This is a genomic window from Nocardia canadensis (assembly GCF_032656385.1).
GTDB classification, from domain to species: Bacteria; Actinomycetota; Actinomycetes; order Mycobacteriales; family Mycobacteriaceae; genus Nocardia; species Nocardia canadensis.
The window spans coordinates 924128-949733 of record NZ_JAVCWB010000010.1; the positions used below are offsets into that span (position 1 = coordinate 924128).

At 70.6% G+C, this 25606-nt stretch carries 9 protein-coding genes and 1 tRNA gene; 4 read left to right on the forward strand and 6 right to left on the reverse strand.

Annotated elements, in window-relative coordinates; genetic code table 11:
* Positions 1-8: 8 nt before the first annotated feature.
* The 3 genes from Q7X29_RS27610 to Q7X29_RS27620 all read right to left on the reverse strand — a co-directional run bounded on the left by Q7X29_RS27610 (position 9) and on the right by Q7X29_RS27620 (position 17204).
* Entirely contained in the window at positions 9-14546 is a 14538-nt protein-coding gene (locus Q7X29_RS27610) for an SDR family NAD(P)-dependent oxidoreductase (protein ID WP_316575831.1), read from the reverse strand.
* Between the two features lie 1006 nt (positions 14547-15552).
* The gene (locus Q7X29_RS27615; RefSeq protein ID WP_316575832.1) at positions 15553-15765 is read right to left on the reverse strand and encodes a ferredoxin; all 213 of its coding nucleotides are present in this window, start codon (positions 15763-15765) and stop codon (positions 15553-15555) included.
* On the reverse strand, positions 15762-17204 hold the full coding sequence (locus tag Q7X29_RS27620; protein ID WP_316575833.1) for a cytochrome P450: 1443 nt from the start codon (positions 17202-17204) through the stop codon (positions 15762-15764). The genes Q7X29_RS27615 and Q7X29_RS27620 overlap by 4 nt, the downstream gene beginning before the upstream one ends.
* Before the next feature lie 117 nt (positions 17205-17321).
* Between Q7X29_RS27620 and Q7X29_RS27625 the strand changes: the two genes are divergently transcribed.
* Complete coding sequence (locus Q7X29_RS27625; RefSeq protein ID WP_218721961.1) at positions 17322-18032, forward strand: TetR/AcrR family transcriptional regulator; 711 nt, start codon at positions 17322-17324, stop codon at positions 18030-18032.
* Positions 18033-18157: 125 nt separating this feature from the next.
* Here Q7X29_RS27625 and Q7X29_RS27630 read toward each other — a convergent pair.
* Positions 18158-18231: transfer RNA gene (locus tag Q7X29_RS27630), tRNA-Met, on the reverse strand.
* 364 nt (positions 18232-18595) lie between these two features.
* On the opposite strand from Q7X29_RS27630, the gene Q7X29_RS27635 reads away from it, so the two are divergent.
* Positions 18596-19141, forward strand: a complete 546-nt coding sequence (locus Q7X29_RS27635; protein WP_316575834.1) for a transglycosylase family protein — start codon at positions 18596-18598, stop codon at positions 19139-19141.
* 70 nt (positions 19142-19211) lie between these two features.
* On the opposite strand, the gene Q7X29_RS27640 is transcribed toward Q7X29_RS27635, so the two are convergent.
* Positions 19212-22196, reverse strand: coding sequence for a UPF0182 family protein (locus Q7X29_RS27640; RefSeq protein WP_218721963.1), 2985 nt, complete (start codon positions 22194-22196; stop codon positions 19212-19214).
* Between the two features lie 157 nt (positions 22197-22353).
* Between Q7X29_RS27640 and Q7X29_RS27645 the strand changes: the two genes are divergently transcribed.
* Positions 22354-22932 (forward strand): PPA1309 family protein, encoded by a 579-nt coding sequence (locus tag Q7X29_RS27645; protein WP_218721964.1) that lies wholly within the window; start codon positions 22354-22356, stop codon positions 22930-22932.
* On the opposite strand, the gene Q7X29_RS27650 is transcribed toward Q7X29_RS27645, so the two are convergent.
* Positions 22933-23958 carry a YlbL family protein gene (locus Q7X29_RS27650; protein WP_218721965.1) on the reverse strand — a complete coding sequence of 342 codons (1026 nt, stop codon included), beginning with the start codon at positions 23956-23958 and terminating at the stop codon, positions 22933-22935.
* Positions 23959-24085: 127 nt separating this feature from the next.
* Here Q7X29_RS27650 and Q7X29_RS27655 point away from each other — a divergent pair, with 127 nt between their 5' ends.
* The gene (locus Q7X29_RS27655) at positions 24086-25483 is read left to right on the forward strand and encodes a zinc-dependent metalloprotease (RefSeq protein ID WP_218721966.1); all 1398 of its coding nucleotides are present in this window, start codon (positions 24086-24088) and stop codon (positions 25481-25483) included.
* The last annotated feature ends 123 nt before the right edge of the window (positions 25484-25606 follow it).

A 25606-nucleotide genomic window follows, 5' to 3' on the forward strand; every position in this document is an offset into this window, starting at 1 on the left:
CGTTCAGCTCAGCTGAGGTTGTCGATGAAGTCGAATAGCTCGCGGTCGTCGGCGGCATCGAGGCCGGCGATGTCGACCTCGCCGGGGTCTCTGCCTTCGAGCCTGCGCACCAGCGCGGCCAGCTTGTCGGCGATCCCGGACCGGTCGGCGGCGGACAGGTCGGCGGTGTCGAAGCTGCGGGCGAGTGCGTCGACCTCGTCGGTGATCCGCTGCGCGGGGTCGTCGACGGGGGCGATCTCCCGGCGGACGAATCCGGCCAGCGCTTCCGGGGTCGGGTAGTCGAACATGGCGGTCGCGGGCAACTGCAGGCCGACAGCGGTTTTCAGCCGGTTGCGGAATTCCATGACGCCGAGCGAGTCGAATCCGAGATCGCTGAACGGCTTGTCCGGGGCCGTCGCGTCCGCGCTCGCGTGACCGAGCACGGCCGCGGCCTGGGCACGGATGACGTCGAGGACGAGCCGGTCCTGTTCGGCGACACCGCGGCCGAGCAGCCGCGCCGCCAACGACGCCGCGTCGTTCGACGCCGCCCGCGACCCGGTGGCGTCGCCGACCCTGCGCCGGGTCGGCCGGGCCAGGGCGCGCATGACCGGCCGGACCTCGCCGGGATCGACCGCACCGAACGCGCCCGGGTCGATCCGGACCGCGACGAACGCGGACCTGCCGCCCGCCAGGGCCGCGTCGAACAACGCCATGCCGTCGTCGGTGCCCAGCGGGAGCAGACCTTCGCGCCGCAACCGGACGAGGTCGGCCTCGCCGAGGCCGCTGGTCATGCCGCTGCTCTGCTGCCACGGACCCCACGCCACCGAGGTCGCGGGCAGCCCGCGCACCTGGCGGTACCGGGCCAGCGCGTCGAGGAAGACGTTGGCTGCGGCGTAGTTGGCCTGCCCCGGATTGCCGATGACACCGGAGACGGACGAATACAGCACGAACGCCGACAGGTCCAGGTGCGCGGTCGCCTCGTGCAGGTTCCACGCGGCGTCGACCTTCGGCCGCAGCACTCGGGCGATCCGGTCGGCGGTCATGGTGGCGAGCAGGCCGTCGGCCAGCACGCCCGCGCAGTGGACGACGGCGGTCAGCGGATGCTCCGCCGGGATCGCCGCCAGCACCGCGTCCAGGGCGGCGCGGTCGGCCGCGTCACAGGCGACCACGTCGACCTGTGCGCCGAGTTCGGTGAGCTCGGCGACGAGTTCGGCCGCACCGGGAGCCGCCGGACCCCGCCTGCCCGCCAGGACGAGTCGCCGCGCGCCGTGCGCGGTGACCAGGTGGCGCGCGGCCACGGCGCCGAGCCCGCCGGTGCCGCCGGTGATCAGCACAGTGCCCTCGGGCCGCAACGGTGTCGGCACGGTGAGGACGTTCTTGCCGATCCCCCTGGCCTGGCTGAGGTGCCGGAATGCCTCGGGCGCCCGGCGCAGGTCCCACGCCGTGGTCGCGCTCGGCGTGAGCGCACCGCGCTCGAACAGGTCGACGAGCGCGGCCAGGATCTCCCGGAGCCGGTCCGGGCCCGCCTCCATCAGCATGAAACTCGCGTACCGCACACCCGGGTGGGCGGCCGCCACGGCGGCGGGATCGCGGCGGTCGATCATGCCCATCTCGACGAACCGGCCACCGCGCGGAAGCAGCCGCAACGACGCGTCCACGAAATCGCCTGCCAGCGAATCGAGCACGATGTCGACGCCGCGACCGCCGGTGCCGGCATGGAACTTCCGCTCGAAGTCCAGGGTCCGCGAGTCACCGATCTGATCGTCGTCGAAGCCCATCTCCCGCAGCACATTCCACTTCGGAGTGCTGGCGGTGACCAGCAGACGCAGATCCCAGTGCCGGGCGAGCTGGACAGCCGCCATGCCGACGCCACCGGTGGCCGCGTGCAGCAGCAGGGTCTCGCCGGGTCGCGCGGCGGCCAGGTCGACGAGGCCGTAGTAGGCCGTCGCGTACACGATCGGCACGGCCGCGGCCTGGGTGAACGACCAGCCGCGCGGCATCCGCGCGAGCAGCCGGTGATCGGTCACCGCGACCGAGGCGACGCCGGGGGTGAAGCCGAACACCCGGTCACCCGGCGCGAATTCGGTGACGTCGGGCGCGACCTCGAGCACGATGCCCGCGCCCTCGCCGCCGATGCGGCCGTTCGGATCGGGATAGGTACCCAAGGCCATGAGCACATCACGGAAGTTGAGCCCGGCCGCCCGCATGCTCACCCGCACCTGTCCCGGGGCGAGAGCGGTGCGCGGGCGCTCGACCAGCGCGAAGTTGTCGCTGGACAACGTGCCCTTGTCGAGCGGGGTCAGCGCCCACTCCACCGCGTCCGGCACCTCGAGCGCGCCCCCGCCGGGGTGCAGTCGGGGCAGGTACGCGCTGCCCCGCCGCACGGCCAGCTGGGATTCGCCGTCGGTCGCCACAGCCAGGGCCACGGCGGCGCGGTAGTCGGCCCAGGAGTCGACATCGACGAGCAGTATCCGGTCCGGGTTCTCGCTCTGCGCGGTGCGCAGCAGCCCCCAGGCCGCCGCGACGGCCAAGGCCACCTGCTCGCCGGGGTGCACGGCGACGGCCCGGCTGGTCACGACGACGATGCGTCCGTCGTCGGCCAGCAGGCGCTGGACCCGCACGGACAGCTCCGTCATCGCAGCACGCACGGTGGCGGGCAGATCGGTGCCGGTCGACGCGCCGTCGAGGCGCACCACCGTGGCGGTTCGACCGTCGATCGTGACGGTCTCGGCGTCGTCGGAGGTGGTCCAGTCGCCCAGGCCGAGGGCGACGGTGGGCCCGGGGGCGGCGACCCAGTCCAGCTCGTAGCCGACGCTGTCCGCGCGGCGGGTGACCGTGCCGAGCGCGTCGGTCGACAGGGACCGCAGGGTCAGCAGGCCGACCTCGGCGACCGCCGAACCCGCCTGGTCGGCGAAGGTCAACGTGATCCGCGCACCGCCCGGACCGGTCCCGGCCGAGGTCGCGCGCACGCGCAGCGTGGTCGCTCCCGTGGCACGCAGAACGACGTTCTCCCAGGTGAACGGGACGGCGACGGTGCCGGTGGGCTGGTCGGGAACCAGGCCACCGAGCAGGATCGCGTGCAGGGCCGCGTCGAGCAGTGCCGGATGCAGGCCGAAGGCGGCGGCGTCCGCGCGCACCGACTCCGGCAGGCCGACCTCGGCGAACACCTCGCCCTCGCCACCCCACAGCGCGGTGAGCCCGCGGAAGGCCGGACCGTACTCGTAGCCGCGCTCGGCCAGGCCCGCGTAGGCGTCCGCGAGCGCGATCGGGGCGGTGTTCGGGGGCGGCCAGGTCACCAGGTCGGATCCGGCGGCGGAGGTCGGCGCGGCGGTCACCGTCGCGACGGCGTGCCGGACCCACCGGTCCGAATCCTCTTCTGCCGCCCGCGAATACATCGACACCGTCCTGGCGCCCGTGTCGTCCGGGCCGCCCGCCACCACACGCAGTTCGGCGGCGGACTCGGCCGCGATGGGCAGCGGCGCCTCGATCACCAGCTCGGTGAGCAGCGGGCACTCCACCACGGTGCCCACGTGCAGAGCCAGCTCCACCAGCGCGGCGCCGGGCAGCAGCGCCACCCCGGCGACGGCGTGATCGGCCAGCCAGGGATGACCGGCCTGCGAGAGCCTGCCGGTGAACACCACGTCCGGGGAATCCGGCAGCCGCACCATCGCGCTCAGCAGCGGATGGGCCGCGTCGTCGAGGCCCGACTGCCGGACATCCGAGGCCTCGACCGGCCGCACCCAGTACCGCTGATGCTGGAAGGCATAGGTGGGCAGGGTCACTCGTCGTGCGGCCCGGCCGGCGAACACCGGCGTCCAGTCCACCGGCAGCCCCACGGTGTGCGCCTGGGCCAGCGCCGTGACGAACCCGGCCGTCTCCGCGACCGAGCGCCGCGACGATGCCAGCACCGCCGACTTCGCCTCCAGCTCGGGGTGTTCGGCCAGGCACGACCGGGTCATCGCGGTGAGCACCGCGTCCGGGCCCACCTCCACGAACCGGCGCACTCCGGACTCGACCAGCGCGTCCACCCCGGGCGCGAAGCGCACGCAGCCGCGCACCTGGGCCACCCAGTACTCCGGGTCGAGTACCGTGTCGCCCGCCGCGGCGCCGGTCACATTGGACACGATCGGCAGCAGCGGGGCGCGATAGGTCAGACCCTGGGCGACCGTGCGGAATTCGGCCAGCATCGGATCCATCCGGGCCGAATGGAACGCATGACTGACCCGCAACCGGTGCGTGCGGCCGCCACGTTCGGCGAACAGCCGGGCGAGCTCGTCGACCGCGTCCTCGTCGCCCGAGAACACCACCGCCTCCGGGCCGTTCACCGCGGCCACCGCCAGCCGGTCACCGTATCCGGCCACCAGTTCCATCGCCTCGTTCTCGGACACCGCCGCGGCCAGCATCGCCCCGCCCTCGGGCAGCGCGCCCATGAGCCGGCCTCGGGCCGCCACCAGCGCGCACGCGTCGGCGAGCGACCAGACACCGGCGACATAGGCGGCCGCCAGCTCGCCGATCGAATGACCGGCGACGACATCCGGGAGCACACCGCACGATTCGAGCAGCCGGAACATCGCCACCTCGAAGGCGAACAACGCGGGCTGGGTGAACTCGGTGCGGCTCAGCCCCGCCTCGGGGGCGTCGAACATCACCGCGCGCAACGATCCGCCGAGGTGGCGATCGAGCTCGGCGCAGACCTCGTCCAGCGCGGCCGCGAACACCGGGAAGTCCCGGGACAATTCGGCGCCCATGCCGGGGCGCTGCGCGCCCTGCCCGGTGAACAGGAAGGCCGTCTTGCCCTGTCCCACAACACCTGCGACCGACCTGGACGATCCCGTCCCGGCCGCGAGGTCGGCGAGCCCGTCCAGGAGCTCCTGGCGGTCGACGCCCAGCGCGCCACCGCGCCACTCCAGCAGCGCCCTGGTGTCGAGCAGGGCCGACGCCACGTCCCGCAGGTCGGCGTCCGGGCGCTCGATCAGCCACTGCCGCAGCCGATCCGCCTGCGCCCGCATTGCCTGCTCGGACTTCGCCGACACCAGCAGCGGGACGATCCCGGAGGGGGCGGCCGACGCTCGCGCGGCGAGCGGAACCACCGGCGGTTCCTCGAGGATGACGTGCGCGTTCGTGCCGCTGATCCCGAACGAGGACACCCCCGCCCGCCGCGGCCGCGCACCGGCGGGCCACCGTTCGGCCTCCGCCAGCACCCGCACCGACCCGGCCGACCAGTCCACATGCGGCGACAACGCGTCCACGTGCAGGGTCTTGGGCAGGGTGTCGTGGCGCATAGCCTGCACCATCTTGATCACGCCACCCACGCCGGACGCGGCCTGCGAGTGTCCGATATTCGACTTGAGCGAGCCGATGCGCAGCGGCTCGTCGCGGTCCTGCCCGTAGGCCGCGATCAGGGCCTGCGCCTCGATCGGATCGCCCAGGGTGGTGCCGGTGCCGTGCGCTTCGACCACATCCACGTCCGCCGGCGTCAGGCCCGCGTCGGCCAGCGCCGCCGCGATCACCCGTTCCTGCGACGGTCCGTTGGGCGCGGTCAGGCCGTTGCTCGCGCCGTCCTGGTTGACGCCGGTGCCCCGCACGACCGCGAGCACGTTGTGGCCGAGCCGCCGCGCGTCCGAAAGCCGCTCCACGACCAGCACGGCCGCGCCCTCCGACCACGAAACGCCGTCGGCCGCCGCCGAGAAGGACTTGCACCGACCGTCCGAGGCCAGCCCCCGATTCCGGGAGAACTCCAGGAACACCATCGGCGTCGCCATCACGGTCGCGCCGCCGACCAGCGCGAGGGAACTCTCCCCCTGGCGCAGGGCCCGGCAGGCTACATGCAAGGCCACCAGCGACGAGGAGCACGCGGTGTCCACCGTCATCGCGGGGCCCTCCAACCCCAGCGCGTAGGACACCCGCCCGGACGCCACACTGCCCACGGCCCCGGTCACGACGTAGCCCTCGACCTCGGGGGTCTGCCGGGTCAGCGTCTCGTAGTCCTGGTACATCACGCCCGAGTACACCCCGGTATCGGTGCCGCGCAACGACATCGGATCGATGCCCGCGTGCTCGAGCGCTTCCCACGACACCTCGAGCAGCAGTCGTTGCTGCGGGTCCATCGCGATCGCCTCGCGGGGCGCGATCCCGAAGAAGTCCGCGTCGAAGTCGGCCGCCCTGGTCAGGAAGCCGCCCTTCCCGGAGTAGGTCGTGCCCACGTGATCGGGGTCGGGATCGATCAGCCGATCCAGCGCCCAGCCGCGATCCGCCGGGAAGTCGCCGATGGCGTCGGTGCCCGTGGACACCAGCTCCCACAGCTCGTCCGCGGAGGCGACCCCACCCGGGTACCGGCACGCCATGCCGACGATGGCGATCGGTTCGTCCGCCCGCGCCCGCCGACCCGGCCGCGCGGCCGGGTCGCTCGCCGCCTTCGGCTCGACCCGCGACTGCACCAGCTTCGCCACGGCCGCCGGGGTCGGATGATCGAAGACCAAGGTCGACGGCAAGGTCAGGCCGGTCGCCTTGCCCAGCCGGTTGCGGAACTCCACCGCACCGAGCGAGTCGAAACCCAGCTCGCGGAACGGTTTACCCGCGTCGACCGCCTCACCCGAATCGTGGCCGAGTACCGCGGCCACCTGGTCGCGGACCACCGCCAGCACCACGGCGGGGCGCTGCGCCTCGGGCACGCCCGCCAGGCGCGCGCCCAGCGAACCCACCGCGTGGAGGGTGGGCGTGGGGGCCACGGCCGGGCGGCGGACGAAACCGCGCAGGACGGCGGGGACGGTGTCGGGGTCGGACTCGCGACGCAGGACGGTCGCGTCGAACCGGATCGGGACGAGGCGGGCGTCCGGGCGAGCGAGCGCGGCGTCGAACAGGCGCAGTCCCTCGTCGTCACCGAGCTGTCCCAGGCCCAGCCGGTCCCAGCGCGCGACGGCGACGCGATCCAGCGCGCCGGTCATCCCGCCCGCCTGGTTCCACGGACCCCAGGCCAGCGCGGTCGCGGGCAGACCGGCGGCGCGACGCTGTTCGGCCAAGGCGTCCAGGACACCGTTGGCCGCCGCGTAGTTGCCCTGTCCGGCCGTGCCGAGCAGCCCGGACACCGAGGAGAACACGAGGAACGCCGACAGCTCGTGGGTCTGCTCGTGCAGGTGCCACGCGCCGTCGACCTTCGGCGCCAGGACCCGGTCGATCTGGTCGTCGGTCATCGCCTCGACGACGCCGTCGTCGAGGACGCCCGCGGCGTGCACGACGGCGGTCAGCCGCCCGTCGGCGGCGATGGTGTCGAGCAGGGACCGGATGTCGTCGGCGTCGGCGACATCGCAGGCCACGACGCGGACGTCGGCGCCCGCGCGCCGCAGCTCGTCGACCAGGTCGGCGGCGCCGGGAGCCGCGGGACCCCGGCGCGAGGTCAGCACCAGGCTGCGGACCTCGTGCGCGGTGACGAGGTGGCGGGCGAACAGGGCGCCCAGTCCGCCGGTGCCGCCGGTGATCAGCACCGTGCCGTCGCCGAACGACGTGGCGCCGGTGTCCGCCGACGCGGACGTGCGCGTCAGCCTGGGTACCAGGAGCTCCGCGCCGCGGACCGCGACCTGGGGCTCCCCCGACCGGGTGACGGCCGCGATCCGCTCCGCGTCCAGCGGCGCGGCGGGATCTTCGTCGACGAGGACGAAGCGCCCCGGGTGCTCCGACTGCGCGCTGCGCACGAGGCCCCACACGGCGGCCGCGCCCAGATCTGGCGTTTCGCCGGGAAGGGTGGCGCCCGCGGTAGTGACCACGACGAGGCGAGGCGATCGCTCGTGGGCGAGCCAGGACTTCAGCGTCGCGAGGGTGGTCAGGACGCCGTCGCGGACCGCCGCCGGCGTCTCACCGCTGGGCGCCCGCCACACCACCGCATCCGGAAGCTGTTCAGCGGCAGCCAGATCGGTCACGGTGACGGAGACGTCGATCCCCCGCACCACCGTGCCCGCGAGCGCCGCCATCGACGGCGTGGACCCACCGGTGACCACGACGGGCTCCCAGCGCACCTCGTACAGCTGTGCGTCGTCGTCGGCCAGTGCGCTCCGGAAGGCGTTCACGTCGTAGGGACGCATCACCACCGCCTCGACCGACACGATCGGCGTGCCGTCCGGATCGACGGCGGCGACGGATACGGTCTCCGGGCCGGTCGCCACGGCGATGACCCGCAGCGAGGTGACCTCGGCCGTCGGCGCGTGGAAGTGGACCCCGCCCCAGCGGAAGAGCAGCTTGCCGGTGGCCGCGTCGGCGGCGGCGTCACGCCACACCAGCTGGGCGAGTCCGGCGTGCAGGGTCATATCCAGCAGCGTGGGATGCAGGCCGTAGCGGCCCGAGTCCCCCGCCGTGTCGGTGACGAGGGCGAGGTCGGCGAAGACCACGTCGTCTCGTCGCCACGCGGCGCGCACGCCGGTGAACGCCGGGCCGTACTCGAGGCCGGAGCCGTTCGACATCAGCGCCGGAATCTCCTCGGCGGCGATCGGTTCGGCATCCACCGGCGGCCACTGCTCGCCGCGCAGGCGCGCGAGCAGGGCCGAATCGCCGGCTCGCGCCGACAGCGCACCGGTCGCGTTGCGCGTCCATGCCCCCTCCGGCGAGGTCCGGAAGGAGAACTCGAACTGGCGCGATCCCGACGCGTCGGGCGCCCGCACCAGTACCTGCAATTCGACCTCGTCCGTGCCGGACGGCAGGATCGGCGCCTGGAGCGTGAGCTCCTCCAGCACACCGCAACCGATTCGATCACCGGCCGCGAGCAGGAACTCGGCCAGGGCCGCGCTGGGCACGACCACCACGCCGTAGGAGGCGTGATCGGTGATCCACGGCTGCGCACGCAACGACAGACGGCCGGTGACCAGCCACTCGTCGGTACCCGCCAGGCCCACCACCTCGGTGAGGATCGGGTGACCCGAGGTCGAATGCGGCGCGTCCTGCACCGGCGGCAACCAGAACCGGCGATGCTGGAACGCGTAGGTGGGCAGCGGAATCCGTCGCGCCGCGCGATCCGCGAACAGCGCAGTCCAGTCGACCCGAACACCGGCGACATGTGCCTGCGCGAGACCGGTGACGAACTGCGTCACCTCCTCGGCCGACCGTCGCGCGGTGGCGACCACCGTCGACTCCGGTTCGACCTCCGGGTGCTCGGCCAGGCAGTTCCGGGTCAGCGCCGACAGCACCGCGTCGGGACCCACCTCGACGAACCGGCGCACGCCGCCCGCGGCGAGCGCGTCCACGCCCGGGGCGAACCGCACACAGCCCCGCACCTGGCGGACCCAGTACTCCGGGTCGACGATCTCGTTCCCGGCGAGCTCACCGGTCAGGTTCGACACGATCGGCACCCGGGGCGATGAGTAGGCGATAGCTGTTGCTACAGAACGGAATTCGTTCAGCATAGGGTCCATGCGCGCCGAGTGGAAGGCATGGCTGACGCGCAATCGGCTGGTCTTGACGCCGGCCGCCACGAGTCGCTGCTCGATCTCCTCGATCGCGTCGGCATCGCCGGACAGCACCGTCGAGGACGGGCCGTTCACGGCCGCGACCGCGACGCGATCGCCGACGGCGGCGACGATCTCGACCGCGCGCGCTTCGTCGATCGCGACGGCGAGCATCGCGCCGCCCGTGGGCAGGGCGCCCATCAACCGACCCCGCGCCGCCACCAGCGCACACGCGTCCGGCAGCGACCACACTCCCGCCACATAGGCCGCGGCCAGCTCACCGATCGAATGGCCGATCACCGCATCCGGTGTCACACCGAAGGATTCGAGCAGCCGGTACAGCGCCACCTCGACGGCGAACAAGGCGGGCTGGGTGAACTCGGTCCGGTCCAGCACCGCGCTGTCGCCGTGGAACATCACCTCGCGAAGCGACTGGCCCAGCACGGGATCGAAGTGCTCGCACAGCGCGTCGAGTGCGGTCGCGAACACCGGGAACGCCGCGTACAGATCGGCGCCCATGCCGATCCGCTGTGCGCCCTGACCGGTGAACAGGAAGGCCGTGCGTCCCGCACCGGCGCTGCCGTCGACGACACCGGCTCCGGTTCCCCCAGCGGCGAGGTCGGCCAACCGCGCGAGGATCTCATCGCGATCGCGACCGAGCACGACACCGCGCGCATCCAGGTGCGCGCGGGTGCTGACCAGTGAATAGGCGGCGTCGGCGACCTCCACCTCGGGGTGGTCCGACAGCCACGCGTGCAGTCGCGCGGCCTGCGCGCGCAAACCCGGCTCGCCCTTCCCGGACACCAGCAGCGGCGTGATCGTCGCCGTCCGCGCGGGCGCGTCCTCGGTGACCGGTGCGGCCGGCGCTTCCTCGAGAATGACATGCGCGTTGGTGCCGCTGATACCGAACGACGAGACACCCGCTCGCCGGAGCCGCTCCCCGGCGGTCCACGCTTCGGGTTCGGTCAGCAGACGCACCGCGCCCGCCGACCAATCCACATGCGGCGACGGCGAATCGAGATGCAGGGTGTGCGGCAACCGCTCGTGCCGCATCGACTGCACCATCTTGATCACCCCGGCCACACCCGCGGCGGCCACGGTATGGCCGATGTTCGACTTCAGCGAACCGATGCGCAGCGGCTCGCGGTCCGCGCGACCCTGGCCGTAGGTGGCGATCAGGGCCTGCGCCTCGATCGGGTCACCGAGGGCGGTTCCGGTCCCGTGCGCCTCGACGACATCCACGTCGGCCGCCGTGATTCCCGCGTTGGCCAGCGCCTGCGCGATCACCCGTTCCTGGGAGGGACCGTTCGGCGCGGTCAGGCCGTTGCTCGCGCCGTCCTGGTTCACGGCACTGCCGCGGACAACGGCCAGCACCTGGTGGCCGGATCGCTGCGCGTCCGAGAGCCGTTCCAGCACCAGCACGCCGGAGCCCTCGGACCAGGCCACGCCGTCGGCGGCGGCCGAGAAGGGCTTGCACCGGCCGTCCGGAGCCAGGCCGCGCTGGCGGGCGAAGTCGACGTGCAGGTACGGGCTGGCCGCGACGGTGACGCCACCGGCGAGGACCAGCGAACTGTCCCCTTGACGCAGCGCTTGGCACGCCAGATGCAGCGCCACCAGCGAGGACGAACACGCCGTATCCACCGTGACCGCGGGCCCTTCCAGGCCGAACACGTACGCGATCCGGCCGGAGATGACGCTGTGCGAGGTACCGGTGAGCCGGAACCCCTCCAGGTCACCGGTCACCCGGCGCGCGTACCCCGAGGAGCAGGCGCCGACGAACACGCCGGTGTCGCCGCCCCGCAGTGAGGTCGGGTCGATGCCCGCGTCCTCCAGCGCTTCCCAGGCGGTTTCCAGCAGCACGCGCTGCTGCGGGTCCATCGCCAAGGCCTCGCGCGGGCTGATGCCGAAGAAGCCGGGATCGAAATCGCCCGCACCGTCGAGGAATCCGCCGTGGCGGGTGTACACGGTGCCCGGGGTACCAGGATCAGGGTTGTAGAGGCGGTCGAGGTCCCACCCGCGATCGGTGGGGAATTCACCGATGGCGTCGCGTCCCGCGATCATCAGGTCCCACAGATCCTCCGCGGAGGCCACCCCACCGGGGAAACGCGCGCCGATGCCGACGATCGCGATCGGTTCGTCGGTGGTCGTGCGCCGCGAGACCCGGTGCCGGTCCTGCCCGCGCCCGGCGACACGGGCCCGCAGCAGCCCCGCCACCGCTGTCGCGGTCGGATAGTCGAAGACGAGGGTGTCGGGCAGCGGCACACCGGTGGCCGTGGTCAACCGATTGCGCAGCTCCACACCGCTGATCGAGTCGAAGCCGCTCTCGGTGAACGGCAGGTCGGGGTGGATCGCCGTCGGCGACTCGTGGCCGAGGACCGCGGCGGCCTGCTGCCGCACAATGTCGAGAACCAGTGCGTCGCGCTGGAATTCGGGTGCGGCGGCGAGAGTCCGCGCCAGGTCGGTGTCGTCCCGAGCATCTACCCGGACCTGATCACCTTGCTCCCCAGCACCATTCGCCGTGGTCGTCGGCTGCGCGCCGTTGTGGCCCGCCACTCCGAATGCCGGATCTTCGTGGCCCAGAGCCCCCCGCCCTGAGGCGCTGAACCGGGTGCCGTCGCGCTCCGGGTCGTCGAGCTGCGTTGCCGGGACCCCTGCGGTGCCGTCACCCACTCCGCTGAGATCCGGTGCCCTGAGTCCTGCGGCATCGCGCTCGGTGGGGGAATAGACGCCCGGGGGAAGGGTCCTCGGGGTTCCGGACCAGAAGTTCCGGCGCTGGAATGCGTACGGCGGCAGATCGACTCGCGATCCGCCGGTGACGAGTGCGTCCGGTCGGACCGGCAGGCCTGCACAGTAGGCCTGGGCGAGCAGGGCGACGAACCAGTCCGGACCGTCCTCACCCAACCGCCGCGAACCGAGCACCGCGACGGTGTCGGAGGCCACGTCGGCGAGATCGGAGGTGAGGGACGGGTGTGGGCTCATCTCGACGAATCCGGTGATGCCGTCGGCGATCAGCGCGGATACCACCTCGGCGAACCGGCCCGGGGCTGGCTGCGATCGGAGCCAGTACTCGGCATCCAGGTCCGCGGTGTCGACCGGGTCGGTCGAGGCCGTGGAGCGGAACGGGACCGCCCCCGAGCGTGGTCGGATCGACGCCAGGTCTCGCCGCTGTCGGGCGGCGTCCTCGGTCCGCGACCGGACGACCACCACACGCGCCGCGTCGTCCAGCGACAGCCCACCGGCGATGTGCGCGGCGGCGATCTCGCCCAGCCCGTCGCCGAGCACCAGATCCGGCGCAACGCCCGACGCCTGCCACCGCCGAGCCATCGACACCATGACCGCGAACAACACCGGCTGCGCCACGTCCGGGCGATCCGCCGACGGCGCGCCCTCGTCGCCGCGCAGCACCGCGCGCAGCGACCAGCCCACGTACGGCGCCAGCGCCGCTTCACAATCCGCGATCGACTCGGCGAACGCCGGGTCCGACGCCAACAGCCCCAGCGCCAGACCGGCCCACCTGCTGCCCTGCCCGGGGAAAACGAACGCGACCTTTCGCGGCGCCGCCTCGACGATCGTCGCCCCGGACCCCGCCACAGCCGCCAACGAGGCCAGCAACTCCGCACGATCCCGGCCGACCGCGTACCCGCGCCACTCCATCGCGACCCGGGTGGTCACCAGCGAATGCGCGACATCGACCACATCCAGCTCGGGACGGCCGCCCAACCACTTCCGCAACCGCTCCGCCTGGGCCCGCACACCGGTTTCGGTGCGCGCGGACAACACCCACGGCACCACCCCGACGTCGACCCCACCGCGTGCAGTGCGCGCGGTGGCGAATTGCCCACGGTGAGTGGTAGAAGGGGCGACAGCTGTCCCGTGGTGAGGGATGACCGCCGGGGCTTCCTCCAGGATCACGTGGGCGTTCGTACCGCCCATGCCGAACGAGGACACTCCGGCCCGGCGCACGGTGTCGGTCGACCAGCCCTCGTTGGCGGTCACTACGCGCAAGCCCAAGTCGTTCAAGGGAATTCGTGGATTGGGTGAGTCGAAGTTCAGGCTGGGTACCAGGTCTGCGCGACTCAGGCAGAGGGCGGTCTTGATCAGGCCCGCGATGCCGGCGGCGCCTTCCAGATGGCCGATGTTGGTCTTGACCGAGCCCACGGCCAGCGGTGCGTCCGGTGCCCGGTCCGCGCCGTAGATGTCACCCAGGGCCGCAGCCTCCACCGGATCGCCCGCCGGTGTTCCGGTGCCGTGCAATTCGACGTACTGCACCGAGGACGCGTCGACCCCGGCCGCGCGCAATGCGGCGCTGATCGCCGCCGCCTGCCCCGCCCGGCTCGGGGCACTCAGTACCCTGCGTTCGTTGCCGGTGTTCACCGCGCTGCCGCGGATCACGGCGTGGATGCGGTCGCCGTCGGCGATCGCCCGGTCCAGCGGTTTCAGCACCACGATGCCGCCGCCCTCGCCGCGCACGAACCCGTCGGCCCTGGCGTCGAAGGTGTAGCAGGCGCCCCGCGTCGACTGCGCGCCGAACTGCTCGATCCGCGCGCCGCTGGACGGTGACAGGATCAGGTTCAGGCCGCCGGCCAGCGCCACCTCGCTCTCGCCGCTGCGCAGGCTCTCACAGGCCAGGTGGACCGCGACCAGCGACGATGCCTGGGCGCTGTCGACCACGAGACTCGGTCCGCCGAAACCGAAGTGGTTCGAGATCCGGTTGGCCATGATGCCGCGCCCGGTCCCCCACAGCGCGTGTCTGCTGACGCCGGGACCGCCGCGCAGGGCCATGACCTCGGCGAAATCGCTGCCGGTGCTGCCGAGGAACACGCCATAGGGCCGCGACCGGTGCCCCGGCGCCGCCAGCCCGGCGTCCTCGAGCGCCTCCCAGCTCAGCTCCAGCGCCAGCAGCTGCTGGGGATCGACCGCACGTGCCTCGTTGGGCGAGACACCGAAGAAGTCGGCATCGAAATCACCTACGGTGTCGAGGAATCCGGCCCGCTCGGTGATCGCGTCCCGCCCGGCGGGCGCGGTCCCGATCGCGGCCCGCCCCTGACTGAGCAGCTGCCAGAACCCCTCGAGATCAGCGGCGCCCGGCAATCTGCAGGACATACCGACAATCGCGACGTCGAACGTCGAACCGGTCACCTCTGAACATCCTTCCGCGAAACACGCTAATTCCCCCGAGCCCCCTGCCGAGTATGTGTGGGGGCTACCAGATCGCGGAGCGGGTCATGTCACCATCGATTCGTAGTACTAACTAATGAGTTCGACGACTCAGACGATTCGTGCGTCGACACAACGAATCTCGATGCGGTCGAGCAGAAGGGGCGCGGAGATCGTCCGCGGATTGCCGTGGTCGCGCAGTGGGTGCGGGCCCGGCTGGAGTCGGCCGTTCGGCCGGAAAGCTGACGCGCTACGTCGCCATTCCGGCGGCCCGAGGCGCGGGTCTGAGGGCGTCTCGGCCGGGCGAACCGGCGCGCTGATCCCTCTCGAAAGGTTCGAACGGCAGAACAGGACTCATTGAACTGCACAGTATTTGGGGTATCTCGAGCTTGTCAACCGTCCGGTTTCTTCCCGTTCATCGCGCTGATTACTCACAAAGCTTCCCACGATCCGAGCCGCTTCGCAGTGTTCGGTGGCTGGAATGTTGCCCGGCACTGGTACCGCTCGACCGTTCCGCGCCGATCGCGCGACGGACCGGCCGCCCGCGCTCGCGCTCCGCCGGGCCTCACCGGCCCATCATTACCGGATTGCCCTGCGCACCTCGGGATTCGGACCCGAGGAACTCGGGGACTGGTGGCAGCGCCACCGGCCACGGCGAACGTCGCCGGGAACGGTCCCGCCGTGACCGACGGACGGGGGTCTTCCGACGTCCCGCCCGCAGGCTCGACTGTGCGGCACGCACCCTGCCCGACAAGGGTTCCCGGCCGCCACTCGAACGGCCGGGATCGGTTTGCTGACGATGCTGTTCACACCCGCCGGTGCCGTCGACCGGCTCCCGGCCGTCCGAATCGGGGACCCCGGCCGGGCTCGATTGCCGGTGCGCACTTTTCGACGCGTACACCGTGGGCCGCGCAGCCATGCCGGTAGTCACGGTAAGGCCGACCGATGGGAGGCGGCGCCGGGCGAGAACGGCCGCCGTAGGGGGTCGTCAGTACGCGGGCGGTCGCGGCGCCTCCAAGCGAAGGGCCGCGACCGGGCAGGTGTCGACCGCGAGTCGGATGGTGTCGAGTTGGTCCTCGCTGACCGGACCCAGCACGGTCGCCTTGCCTTCGTCGTCGGTCCCGTAGACGTCGGGCGCCAACGCGACACAGAGCGCGTGGCCCTCGCATCGGTTCCGGTCGACGCTGATCCTGGGCGTCATACGGCCGAGGACGATTCGGTCGCGCGGGCGTGCCGTGGCCGGAGGTCGATCGGCAGGCCGTCGTCGGGAGTGGGCCCGGTGCCCCAGGTCAACGGTGGCTGATAGCCGACGGGAACACTCCACTCGTATCGAAGCAGCATTCGGTGCATGATGGATTTCACGGTCATCCCGCCGAAGTACAGACCGATACACTTGTGCGCCCCGCCGCCGAAGGGGGACCAGGCATAGCGGTGCACCTTGTCCTCGCGCCGATCCGCGGCGAACCGTTCCGGGTCGAACTCGTCCGGTCGCGGCCACCACCGCGCCAGCCGCATCGACGGATACGCGCCGAGGAGGATGTCGGTACCCGCCGGGATGTAGTGACCGAGGATCTCGGTGTCCTCGATCGCCTGGCGAATCAGCATTCCCGCCGGGGCGTACATGCGCAGTGTTTCCTTGAACGCGAGATCCAGCGACGGCAGGCGATCGAGGTCGTCGTAGTCGAGCGAGGCTTTCCCCAGCGCGAGCGATTCCGCGCGCAGCCGCTCCTGCCAGTGCGGATCGGCGCCGAGCAGATAGGTGAGCATGGAGGCCGTGACGGCGGTGGTGTCGTGCGCGGCCATCAGGACGAAGATCATGTGGTTGACGACGTCGGCGTCGGAGAACACCTCCCCGTCCTCGCTCCTCGCGCGACACAGCACGCTGAACAGATCGTTCCCCTCCCCGGCGCGTTTGGCGGGCAGTCGGGCACGGAAGTACTCCTCGAGGACCCGGCGGCCACGTAACCCCCGCGACCACGTACCGCCCGGCACCTGTGCCCGGATCAACGCCTGGCCGCCGACCACTGTGTGCTCGAACGCGCGCTCCAACTGTTCGGCGCGCGAACCCATTTCCTCGCCGACGAAAACCTCGGTCGCCAGGTTCAGCATCATCTGCTTGACGGCGTCGTACAGCCGAAAGCCGTTGCCGGGCCGCCACGATGCGAGGTCCCGATCGATGCCCGGCCCCATCAGGTCGAGGTAGCTGATCAGTCGAGGCCGCGTGAACGCCTGCTGCATGATGCGCCGGTGATACATGTGCTCATCGAAGTCGAGCAGCATGATGCCACGTCGAAAGAACGGCCCGATCCAGAATTCCCAGCCCTTCTCGCTGGAGAAGGCCTTGTTCCGGTCGGCCCAGACGGTCTCCAGCGCGGCCGGGCCCAGCGCGCAGACGGCGCGGTGGCCGAACACCTGCGTCCAGGAGACCTCGCCGTACTTGTCGAAGGTGCTGCGCGCCCATGCGAGCGGGTCGGTGTAGACCCGCAACGACTGGCCGATCAGAGGTAACCCCGCGTTGCCCGGCACCGGAAGCAGACCGCTCCCAGCCGGTGGCTCGGCGAGCGGCATGGTTCTCGACGGATACAGGTCGGCCAAGTCGGCGGCACGCTGTTGAATCCTGCGGCGAATGTCGTGGTGCATGTGGTGTCCTTTCGCGACGCTGCGAAGGTTCGACGGAGGCCCGGTGACAGCCACCAAATTGGTGACACTCCGTCACCAATTAGCTCTCTTGCCGCCCGCCTTTGTCAAGATGGAGCCATGACCACCTCCCAGACCTGGGGCGGGCGCACTGCCCAGGCGCGCCGTGCCGCGCGCCGCCAGCAGCTGATCGACGCCGCCATCGACATCTGGGCCGACAGCGGCTGGGCGGCGGTGAGCCTGCGCAGCGTATGCGCCAGGGCAGGGCTGAACGATCGATACTTCCGGGAGAGCTTCGCCGATCGAGACACGTTGCTTGCCGCGGCATGGGACCAGGTGCGCGACGAAACGACGGCCACCCTGGCCACGGCGATCAGTGATCGCGGGAGTTCACCACCGCTCGAAGTGCTGCGTCGCGCAGTCGAAGCCGTGGTCACCAGCTTCGCTACCGACCAACGCCGCACCCAGGTCCTGTTCGGCGACCACGCGGGCAGCGAAGTACTCGAGCGCCGTCGCCGCGACCTGATATTCCTCGTCACCGATATGCTCGCGACGGGCATGCGGCCGTCGCTACGAAACGGCGTGAACTACGACGAGTTCCACCGCACCGTGCTGATGGCCGTCGGCGGTTTCGTGGAGTTGACGACCGCGTGGCGTGCGGGCACCATCGCCATCGACCCCGCCGGGATAGTCGCCCAGACAACCCGCTTCGGCGAGATCCTCGCCGGCCACTACCTCGAGCCCGACCCGCCGTCACATCGGGCAGACCCGCGCGACGCCGGTACCGACTCCACCCTGGTTCGATTGCCCACTACCGCATCCGACGACTGAGGACCGGACTACCGGCCCCTAGCCAGGACCGCGAGGCGCGGAGATCGCGTGCCGCATCCACGCAGTCAGTCGACGAAAATGCCTCAGGCCGGAAGATCTTTCGATCTTCCGGCCTGAGGCGCTTGTAGCGGGGACAGGATTTGAACCTGCGACCTCTGGGTTATGAGCCCAGCGAGCTACCGAGCTGCTCCACCCCGCGTCGGTGAATACAACATTACACACGGGTTAGCGCGGATGCCAAATCGTGAGGTCAGGGCAGGTTTTCCCGGCGCTGCACGCGATCTTCGACGAGCTGCCGGGCCGCGCGGAACCGCACATTGTGACCGACGTCATATTCTCGCTCGACTCGACGAGCGGCGCGTGCGGAGAGCCGGATTCGCGTGACCGGGGTCACCATTTCGGCGTGATCTCACGCACATAACGGACCAATAACAGACCGACCGGGATCTAGGTATTCCCCCACGCTATGCAGCGTAAACATTGGTAAGACAGCTATTTCATTCATACAATTGTCTCGTTATCAAGATGTGATCGTCATGGATTTCTTGGTTAGCGTCTCCCCCATGACTGAGACCCGGAAATTCCGCACCCGTGCCCTTGGCGTCGCCGCCATCACCGGCGCCCTGGTTGCCGTTCCGTTCAGCCTGGCCACCGGCACCGCCTCCGCCGCGACCCACAACTGGGACGGTGTCGCGCAGTGCGAGAGCGGTGGCAACTGGGGTATCAACACCGGTAACGGCTACTACGGTGGCCTGCAGTTCTCGCAGAGCACCTGGGCCGCCAACGGCGGTCAGGGTTCGGCGCACAACGCCAGCAAGGAAGAGCAGATCCGCGTCGCGGAGAACGTGCTCGCCAGCCAGGGTGTCGGCGCGTGGCCGCACTGCGGCCGCTACCTGCAGGCAGGCACCTCCGAGCCCGAGCCCGCCGTCGAGGAGCCCGCCGCGGAGCTCCCGGTCGAGCTGCCCGCCCAGACCAAGACCGACGTCCAGAACGCCGTCGACCAGGCCAAGGCCGCGGGTCAGGCCCTGGCCGACCAGTACGGCGTCGCCGGTCAGTACCAGGACCTGCTCAACGCCGGCGCCCCGCTGATCGCCTCGATCGGCGGCTGATCCACCGTTCCCCCTGCACGAGAAAGGCCCCGCCATCCGGCGGGGCCTTTCTCGCTCTCGCTACCGACGACTACCGGCCGCCGGCATCCTGGTACGCCTTCACCGCGGCGTCCAGTTCCTCGAGCGCCTTACCGAAATCGGTGAAGTTGCCCGTGCGCATCGCCGTGCGCACCGCCTCGATCTTGCGGCTGAGCTCGGCGGCCGCGGCCTCCTGGGCGGTCGACCCCGGCGGGGTCGTCGTCCCGGGCGGCGGGGTCGTGCCGCCGTTCGGCGGAGTGGTGGTGCCCTGGTCCACCGGCGGCGTGACGCCCGGTTTCGGCTTCACGGCCGGATCGCCGCCGAACGGCGTCGCCAGCGAACCGGCGCCCGGCATGACCTGGTTGAGCGCCTCGGCCAGCGTCGCCGCGTAGCCGACCTTCACGCTGCCCGCCGCGTCGCGGTAGCTCACCAGCACGCGCAGCAGCTGCGGGAACGTCGAGGATCCGGTGTTGCGTTCGTTGTAGAACGGCTCCACGTAGAGGATGCCGCCGTCGGCCACCGGCAGCGTGAGCAGATTGCCGTAGCGGATCTTGTTGGAGTTCGACAGCAGGGTCTTCTCACGAGACACCGCGTCGGCGGTGGTCATCGAGTTCTGGGTCTGCTGCGGACCCTGGGTCTGGGTCTCGACCGGCAACTGCAGCACGGTGAACTTGCCGTACCCGTCGGGGTCGGAGCGCACCGAGATGTAGGCGGAGAGGAACTGACGGTTGTAGCCGACCATCGCCGAGGTCAGGTTGAACACCGGCTTGTTCGTCTTCGGATCGCCGAGCAACACGTAGTACGGCGGCTGGTTGAAGGTGCCGCCCTCGATCGTGGGATCGCTGGGGACCGACCAGAACGCGTTGTTGGTGAAGAACTCACGCGGGTTGTCCACGTGGTACTTGGTCAGCATGTCGCGCTGGACCTTGAACAGATCCTCCGGGTAACGGAAGTGCGCCCGCAGCTCCGGCGAGATCTCGCTCTGCGGCTTCACCGCGTTCGGGAACACTCCGCGCCAGGCCTTGAGGACCGGGTCGGTGGAGTCGGTCTCGTACAGGGTGACGGTGCCGTCGTAGGCGTCGACGGTGGCCTTCACCGAGTTGCGGATGTAGCTGACCTCCTTGCGCGGGATGACGCGCCCGGTCTTCTTGTCGATGCTGTCCTCGACCGCGCCGTCGAGCGAAGTCGACTGGGCGTAGGGGTACTTGTCCAGCGTGGTGTAGGCGTCGACGATCCAGACGATGCGCTTGTCGACGACCGCCGGGTAGGCGTTGCCGTCGGTGGTCAGCCACGGGGCGACCTTCTGCACCCGGTCACGCGGACCACGGTTGAACAGGATCTTGGAATCGTCGCTGATCGCCGAGGAGAACAGGATGTTGCGCTCGGCGTACTTGGCGGCGAAGGCCAGCCGGTTGAACCAGTTGCCGATCGGCACGCCGCCGCTGCCCTCATAGGTGTAGGAGGCCTGGTCGGAGTCGTATTCGCGAGGGGCCTGGCCCTCGGCGGTGCCGACGATCGCGTAGTCGGGATCGGTCTGGGCGATCAGCTCGCCGTAGTAGATCCGCGGCTGCTCGACCTTGATCTGCTGATCGTCCATCTTGGTGAACAGATCGCTCACCATGAACAGCGGATAGCCGGAATCGCTGCCGCCCACCACGCTCGGCGCGTCGGACTGCGGCTTGTTCACCCGGTTGGCCGGCGCGGCGACGAAACCGTTGCCGTGGGTGTAGACGGTGTGCTGGTTGATCCAGTCCTTCTGGTTGCCCGAGAGCGCGGCCGGATGCAGCTCACGCGCGGCGACGATGTAGTCCTGGGTGTCGCCGTTGAGGGTGTATCGGTCGATGTCGAGCGACTCGGGGAAGCCGTAGAAGTTCTTCCGCTGCTGGAGCTGGGTGAACGTGGGCGAGAGGATGTTCGGGTCGAGCAGGCGGGCGTTGCCGATGGTGGCCGCGTCCGCGGGAACCTCGAGCGGGCTCTTCTTGCTCTCGCCCTGATAGTCCTGGTATTCGACCCTGTCGTCGGTGATGCCGTACGCCTGGCGCGTCGCCATGATGTTGCGCTCGATGTACGGGCTCTCCTTGTCGGCGGCGTTCGGGCGCACCGAGAACTGCTCGACCACCATCGGCCACACCGCGCCGACCAGGATCGACGAGAGCACCAGCAGGGCGGCCGCCATCGCGGGCACCCGCAGATCGCGCAGCACGATGCCGGCGAAGAACGCGATCGCGCAGATCACCGCGATCGAGAGCAGGATCAGCTTGGCCGGCAGCACCGCGTTGATGTCGGTGAACGACGGACCGCCGAAGGTCGGCTCCTTGCGGGTGCTCGACAACAGGTCGTAGCGGTCGAACCAGTACGCGACCGCCTTGAGCAGCACGAAGATACCGGCGATCACGGCCAGCTGCACGCGCGCGGCCCGGGTCAGCGTGCCCTCGCGACCGGCCAGGCGCAGGCCGCCGAAGACGTAGTGGGTCACCAGGTTCGCGAAGAAGGCGATCACCACGGCGACGAACAGCCAGTTCAGCACCATCCGGTAGAACGGCAGATCGAAGGTGTAGAAGCCGATGTCGAGATGGAACTGCGGGTCCTGCTGGCCGAACTCACCACCGTGCAGGAACAGCTGCACGGTCGCCCAGTTCGACTGCGCCACCAGTCCCGACAGCAGACCCAGCAGCACCGGGATGCCGATGCCGAACAGCCGCAGCCTGCCCATCACGGTGGTGCGGTAGCGCGCGATCGGATCGTTGGGCCCGGCGACGGGCACGAAGACCGGCCGCGACCGGTAGGCCAGCAGCAGCGCGGCCCAGACCACCAGGCCGACGAACAACGCGACCACGACGAACAGGAGCAACCGCGTGCGCAGCACACCCAGATACACACTGCGATAGCCGACCTCGCCGAACCACAACCAGTTGGTGTAGGCGTCGGTGAGCCGGGGCCCGAGCAGCAGTAACGCCGCGAGGACGACTGCTGTCACCAGCAGCACTCGGCTGCGTCGGGACAACGAAGGTAAACCGGTGGGGGGCCGCATGCCCACGGTGCCACTCTCCAAGGGTCCGGCGGCAACCGCGCCGCTGATCGGCGCAGCACCGCAGTCCGATGTTGCGGATGGTCCGTTGCCGGACCGTTGGCGCCCACTCTACGGAAATCGGACACCGTGCAAGCGCCTGGGCCGAAAATGATTGGATGGGCGGGTGACCGATGACCAGCACGCCGAAGTCGTCCTCGCCCGTTGTGTGCGCGAGGTCGTCGAGTTCGCCGACGCCGAGGGCTGGGGTAACCCGCCGCAGATGTTCGCCCTGGTGCCGACCGCCGACCTCGCCGCGGCCGAACCCGATCTCCAGGATCAGCTCGACGACGGCAGCGAACTCACCCCGATCGCGCAGGAAGCCTTTCCCGACGACATCACCGGCGGGTCGATGGCGCTCGACGAATTCCTCGCGACCACCACCTGGCCGCCCGCCGTCGAGGGCTGCGTGCTGGTCCAGGAGATCGTGGTGCTCCCGCCCGACGCCGAGAGCGACCTCGACGAGGCGCTCGTTCCGCTGCTGGCCGACGATGAAGCCGCCGACGCGGCCGGGCGCGCCGCGGCGCACGCCCATCCCGGCCGCCGGGACGCGCGGCTCATCGCCGGCGTGCTGCGCCAGGGCACCTCGCTGTGCCTGCTGCAGATCCGCCCCGAGGACGACGACGGTTTCGGCGACCTCGACCTGCGCACTTACCCGAATCTGGCGCCGGGCCTGGTCGAGGCCCTGCACCACACGCTGGAGTGATCAGCCGCAGCTGACGGCCTCGCGGCCGGCGTCGATGTCGGCCAGCGAGGTCACCGCGCTGTCGAGCGTGTCGACCTTCACCAGGCGCAGCCCCTCCGGGGCGCGCTGCCTGGCCTCGTTGCAGTTGTCGGCCGGGACCAGGAACGTCTCGGCACCCGCCTCCCGGGCGGCGATCATCTTGTACTGGATGCCGCCGATCGGACCGACCTTGCCCTCCTGGTCGATGGTGCCGGTCCCGGCGACGAACCGGCCGCCGTTGAGCTCACCGGGCGAGAGCTTGTCGATCAGCGCCAGGCTGAACATCAGCCCGGCCGAGGGTCCGCCGATGTCGGCGAGGTTGAACTCGACCTGCAGCGGCGGGCGGCCGCCCTCCCCCGGCGTGATGCCGAGGTAGCCCTTCGTCGAGTCGTCGGGACGAGGCGCGAGGGTGATCGGCGTGGTCTGCTGGGCGTCACCGCGGCGGTAGACGACGGTGATGGTGGTGCCGGGGCCCTTGGTGGAGACCAGGTCGACGACGTCCTTGGGCGCGGTGATCGGCGTGCCGTCGATGCTGATCAGCTCGTCGCCGACCTGCAGCACGTCCTTGGCCGGGCCCTCGTCCCCGAGTCCGCGCACCAGCACGACCGTCGGCATCTTCAGGTAGTGCAGCGCGGCGACCTCGGCGTTGCTCTCGGAGTCCTTGAAGTCCTGCTGATTGGACTTGTCGACCTCCTCGCGCGACACCCCGGGCGGGTACACCTCCGCGCGTGGGACCAGTCCGTGCTCGCCGCTGACCCAGAAGCCGAACGCCTCGAACAGGTTGAGTCCGTCGCGGACGGACACCGTGGTCATATTGAGGTGCCCGCTCGTCGGATCCAGCGGCGCGCCCGTGACGTCGACCACCTGCTTGCCCTCGACCTCGCCGAGGGTGTCGAAGGTCGGCCCGGGTCCGAGCGCGACGAACGGCACGGTGACCACGCTGCCGACCACACCGAGGACGAGCACGGGTACCAGGGCCACGATCAGGGTGAGGATCCGACGATTCACTCGGACCACAGTAGTGATCACCGGCCGTGACCGACGGGAGTGGCACGCTTTTGCCGGGTACCCGGTGCCATCGATTTCGCGATGCGCGAACACCGTGGCCCCCTGGTGTCCGCGTAACGTATGAGGTATGAGCGATCTCCCCTTCGGCTTCTCGAACCGCGACGACGACGAATCGGGCAAGCGTCGCGACGAGGCGAACGGCCCCGGCGGAAACGATCCGTTCGGGTTCGGAGCTGCGGGCGCGGGCGGCTTCGACCCGTCGCAGCTGGGACAGATGCTGACCCAGCTCGGGCAGATGATCAGCGGCATGGGCCAGGCGGGCGGCCCCGGCGGCGCGCAGGCCGGGCCGGTCAACTACGACGTGGCCAAGCGCCTGGCCCGCCAGCAACTCGGCGCCACCGTCGCCCCGATCGCGGCGAAGACGACCTCCGCGGTGACCGACGCGGCGCACCTGGCCGAGCTGTGGCTCGACGGCGCCACCGTGCTGCCCGCGGGCGCGAGCAAAACCGTCGCCTGGACGGCCAACGACTGGATCGAAGAGACCCTGCCGACCTGGAAGCGCCTGTGCGATCCGGTGGCCGAGCAGATCTCGGGCATGTGGACCGCGCAGCTGCCCGAGGAGGCCAAGCAGTTCGCCGGGCCGATGGTCGGCATGCTCGGGCAGATGGGCGGGCTGGCGTTCGGTTCCCAGCTCGGTCAGGCCCTCGGCCAGCTGGCCAAGGAGGTGCTGACCTCCACCGATATCGGTCTGCCGCTGGGCCCGGCCGGTACCGCCGCGCTGCTGCCGACAGCGATCTCGGCGTTCAGCGAGGGCCTCGAGCAGCCCGAAAGCGAGATCATGGTCTTCCTGGCGGCCAGGGAGGCCGCCCACCAGCGACTGTTCGCGCACGTGCCGTGGCTGCGTCAGCAGGTGCTCGGCGCGGTGGAGGACTACGCGCGCGGCATCAAGATGGACTTCTCCGCGCTGGAGGAAGCCGCGCAGAACATCGACCCGATGTCGCTGAGCGATCCGTCCAAGCTCGAGGAACTGCTCTCGCAGGGCACCTTCGAGCCGCAGACCACCCCCGAGCAGAAGCAGGCGCTCGAGCGCCTGGAGACCCTGCTCGCGCTGATCGAGGGCTGGGTCGACGTGGTGGTCACCGACGCCGTCGGCGAGCGACTGCCCGGCGCGAGCGCGCTCTCGGAGACGCTGCGCCGCCGCCGCGCGACCGGCGGACCCGCCGAGCAGACCTTCGCCACCCTGGTCGGCCTGGAACTGCGTCCGCGCAAGGTCCGCGAGGCCGCCGCGCTGTGGCGCCGTCTCACCACCGATGTGGGCATGGACCGCCGTGACGGCGTGTGGGCGCACCCCGACCTGCTGCCCGACTCCAGCGACCTGGACTCCCCCGCCGGCTTCATCGACTCCGTGATCGGCGGCGGCACCGGCGCTTTCGACGATCCGCTGGCCCAGCTGGCCGAGACCGAGGCGCGCGAACGCGACGAGGCCGAGCGCGGCAAGACCGATCCCGACACCGACCAGTCCTGAGCTGAGCCGACGCGCCACCACGACCGCCGAAAAATCTGCGGATCATGGTGGCGCGACACGGTTTCCGGGGTGACACCCGCCCAAAAACGCCGTCACGACCGGCCGGACACGAGTTGTCCACAG

Excerpts from the sequence above, each read along its gene's own strand:
- Q7X29_RS27615 (WP_316575832.1), bottom strand. The coding sequence starts at position 15,765 with ATGACGCCCAGGATCAGCGTCGACCGGAACCGATGCGAGGGCCACGCG.
- Q7X29_RS27620 (WP_316575833.1), bottom strand. The coding sequence starts at position 17,204 with ATGCACCACGACATTCGCCGCAGGATTCAACAGCGTGCCGCCGACTTG.
- Q7X29_RS27625 (WP_218721961.1), top strand. The coding sequence starts at position 17,322 with ATGACCACCTCCCAGACCTGGGGCGGGCGCACTGCCCAGGCGCGCCGT.
- Q7X29_RS27635 (WP_316575834.1), top strand. The coding sequence starts at position 18,596 with ATGACTGAGACCCGGAAATTCCGCACCCGTGCCCTTGGCGTCGCCGCC.
- Q7X29_RS27655 (WP_218721966.1), top strand. The coding sequence starts at position 24,086 with ATGAGCGATCTCCCCTTCGGCTTCTCGAACCGCGACGACGACGAATCG.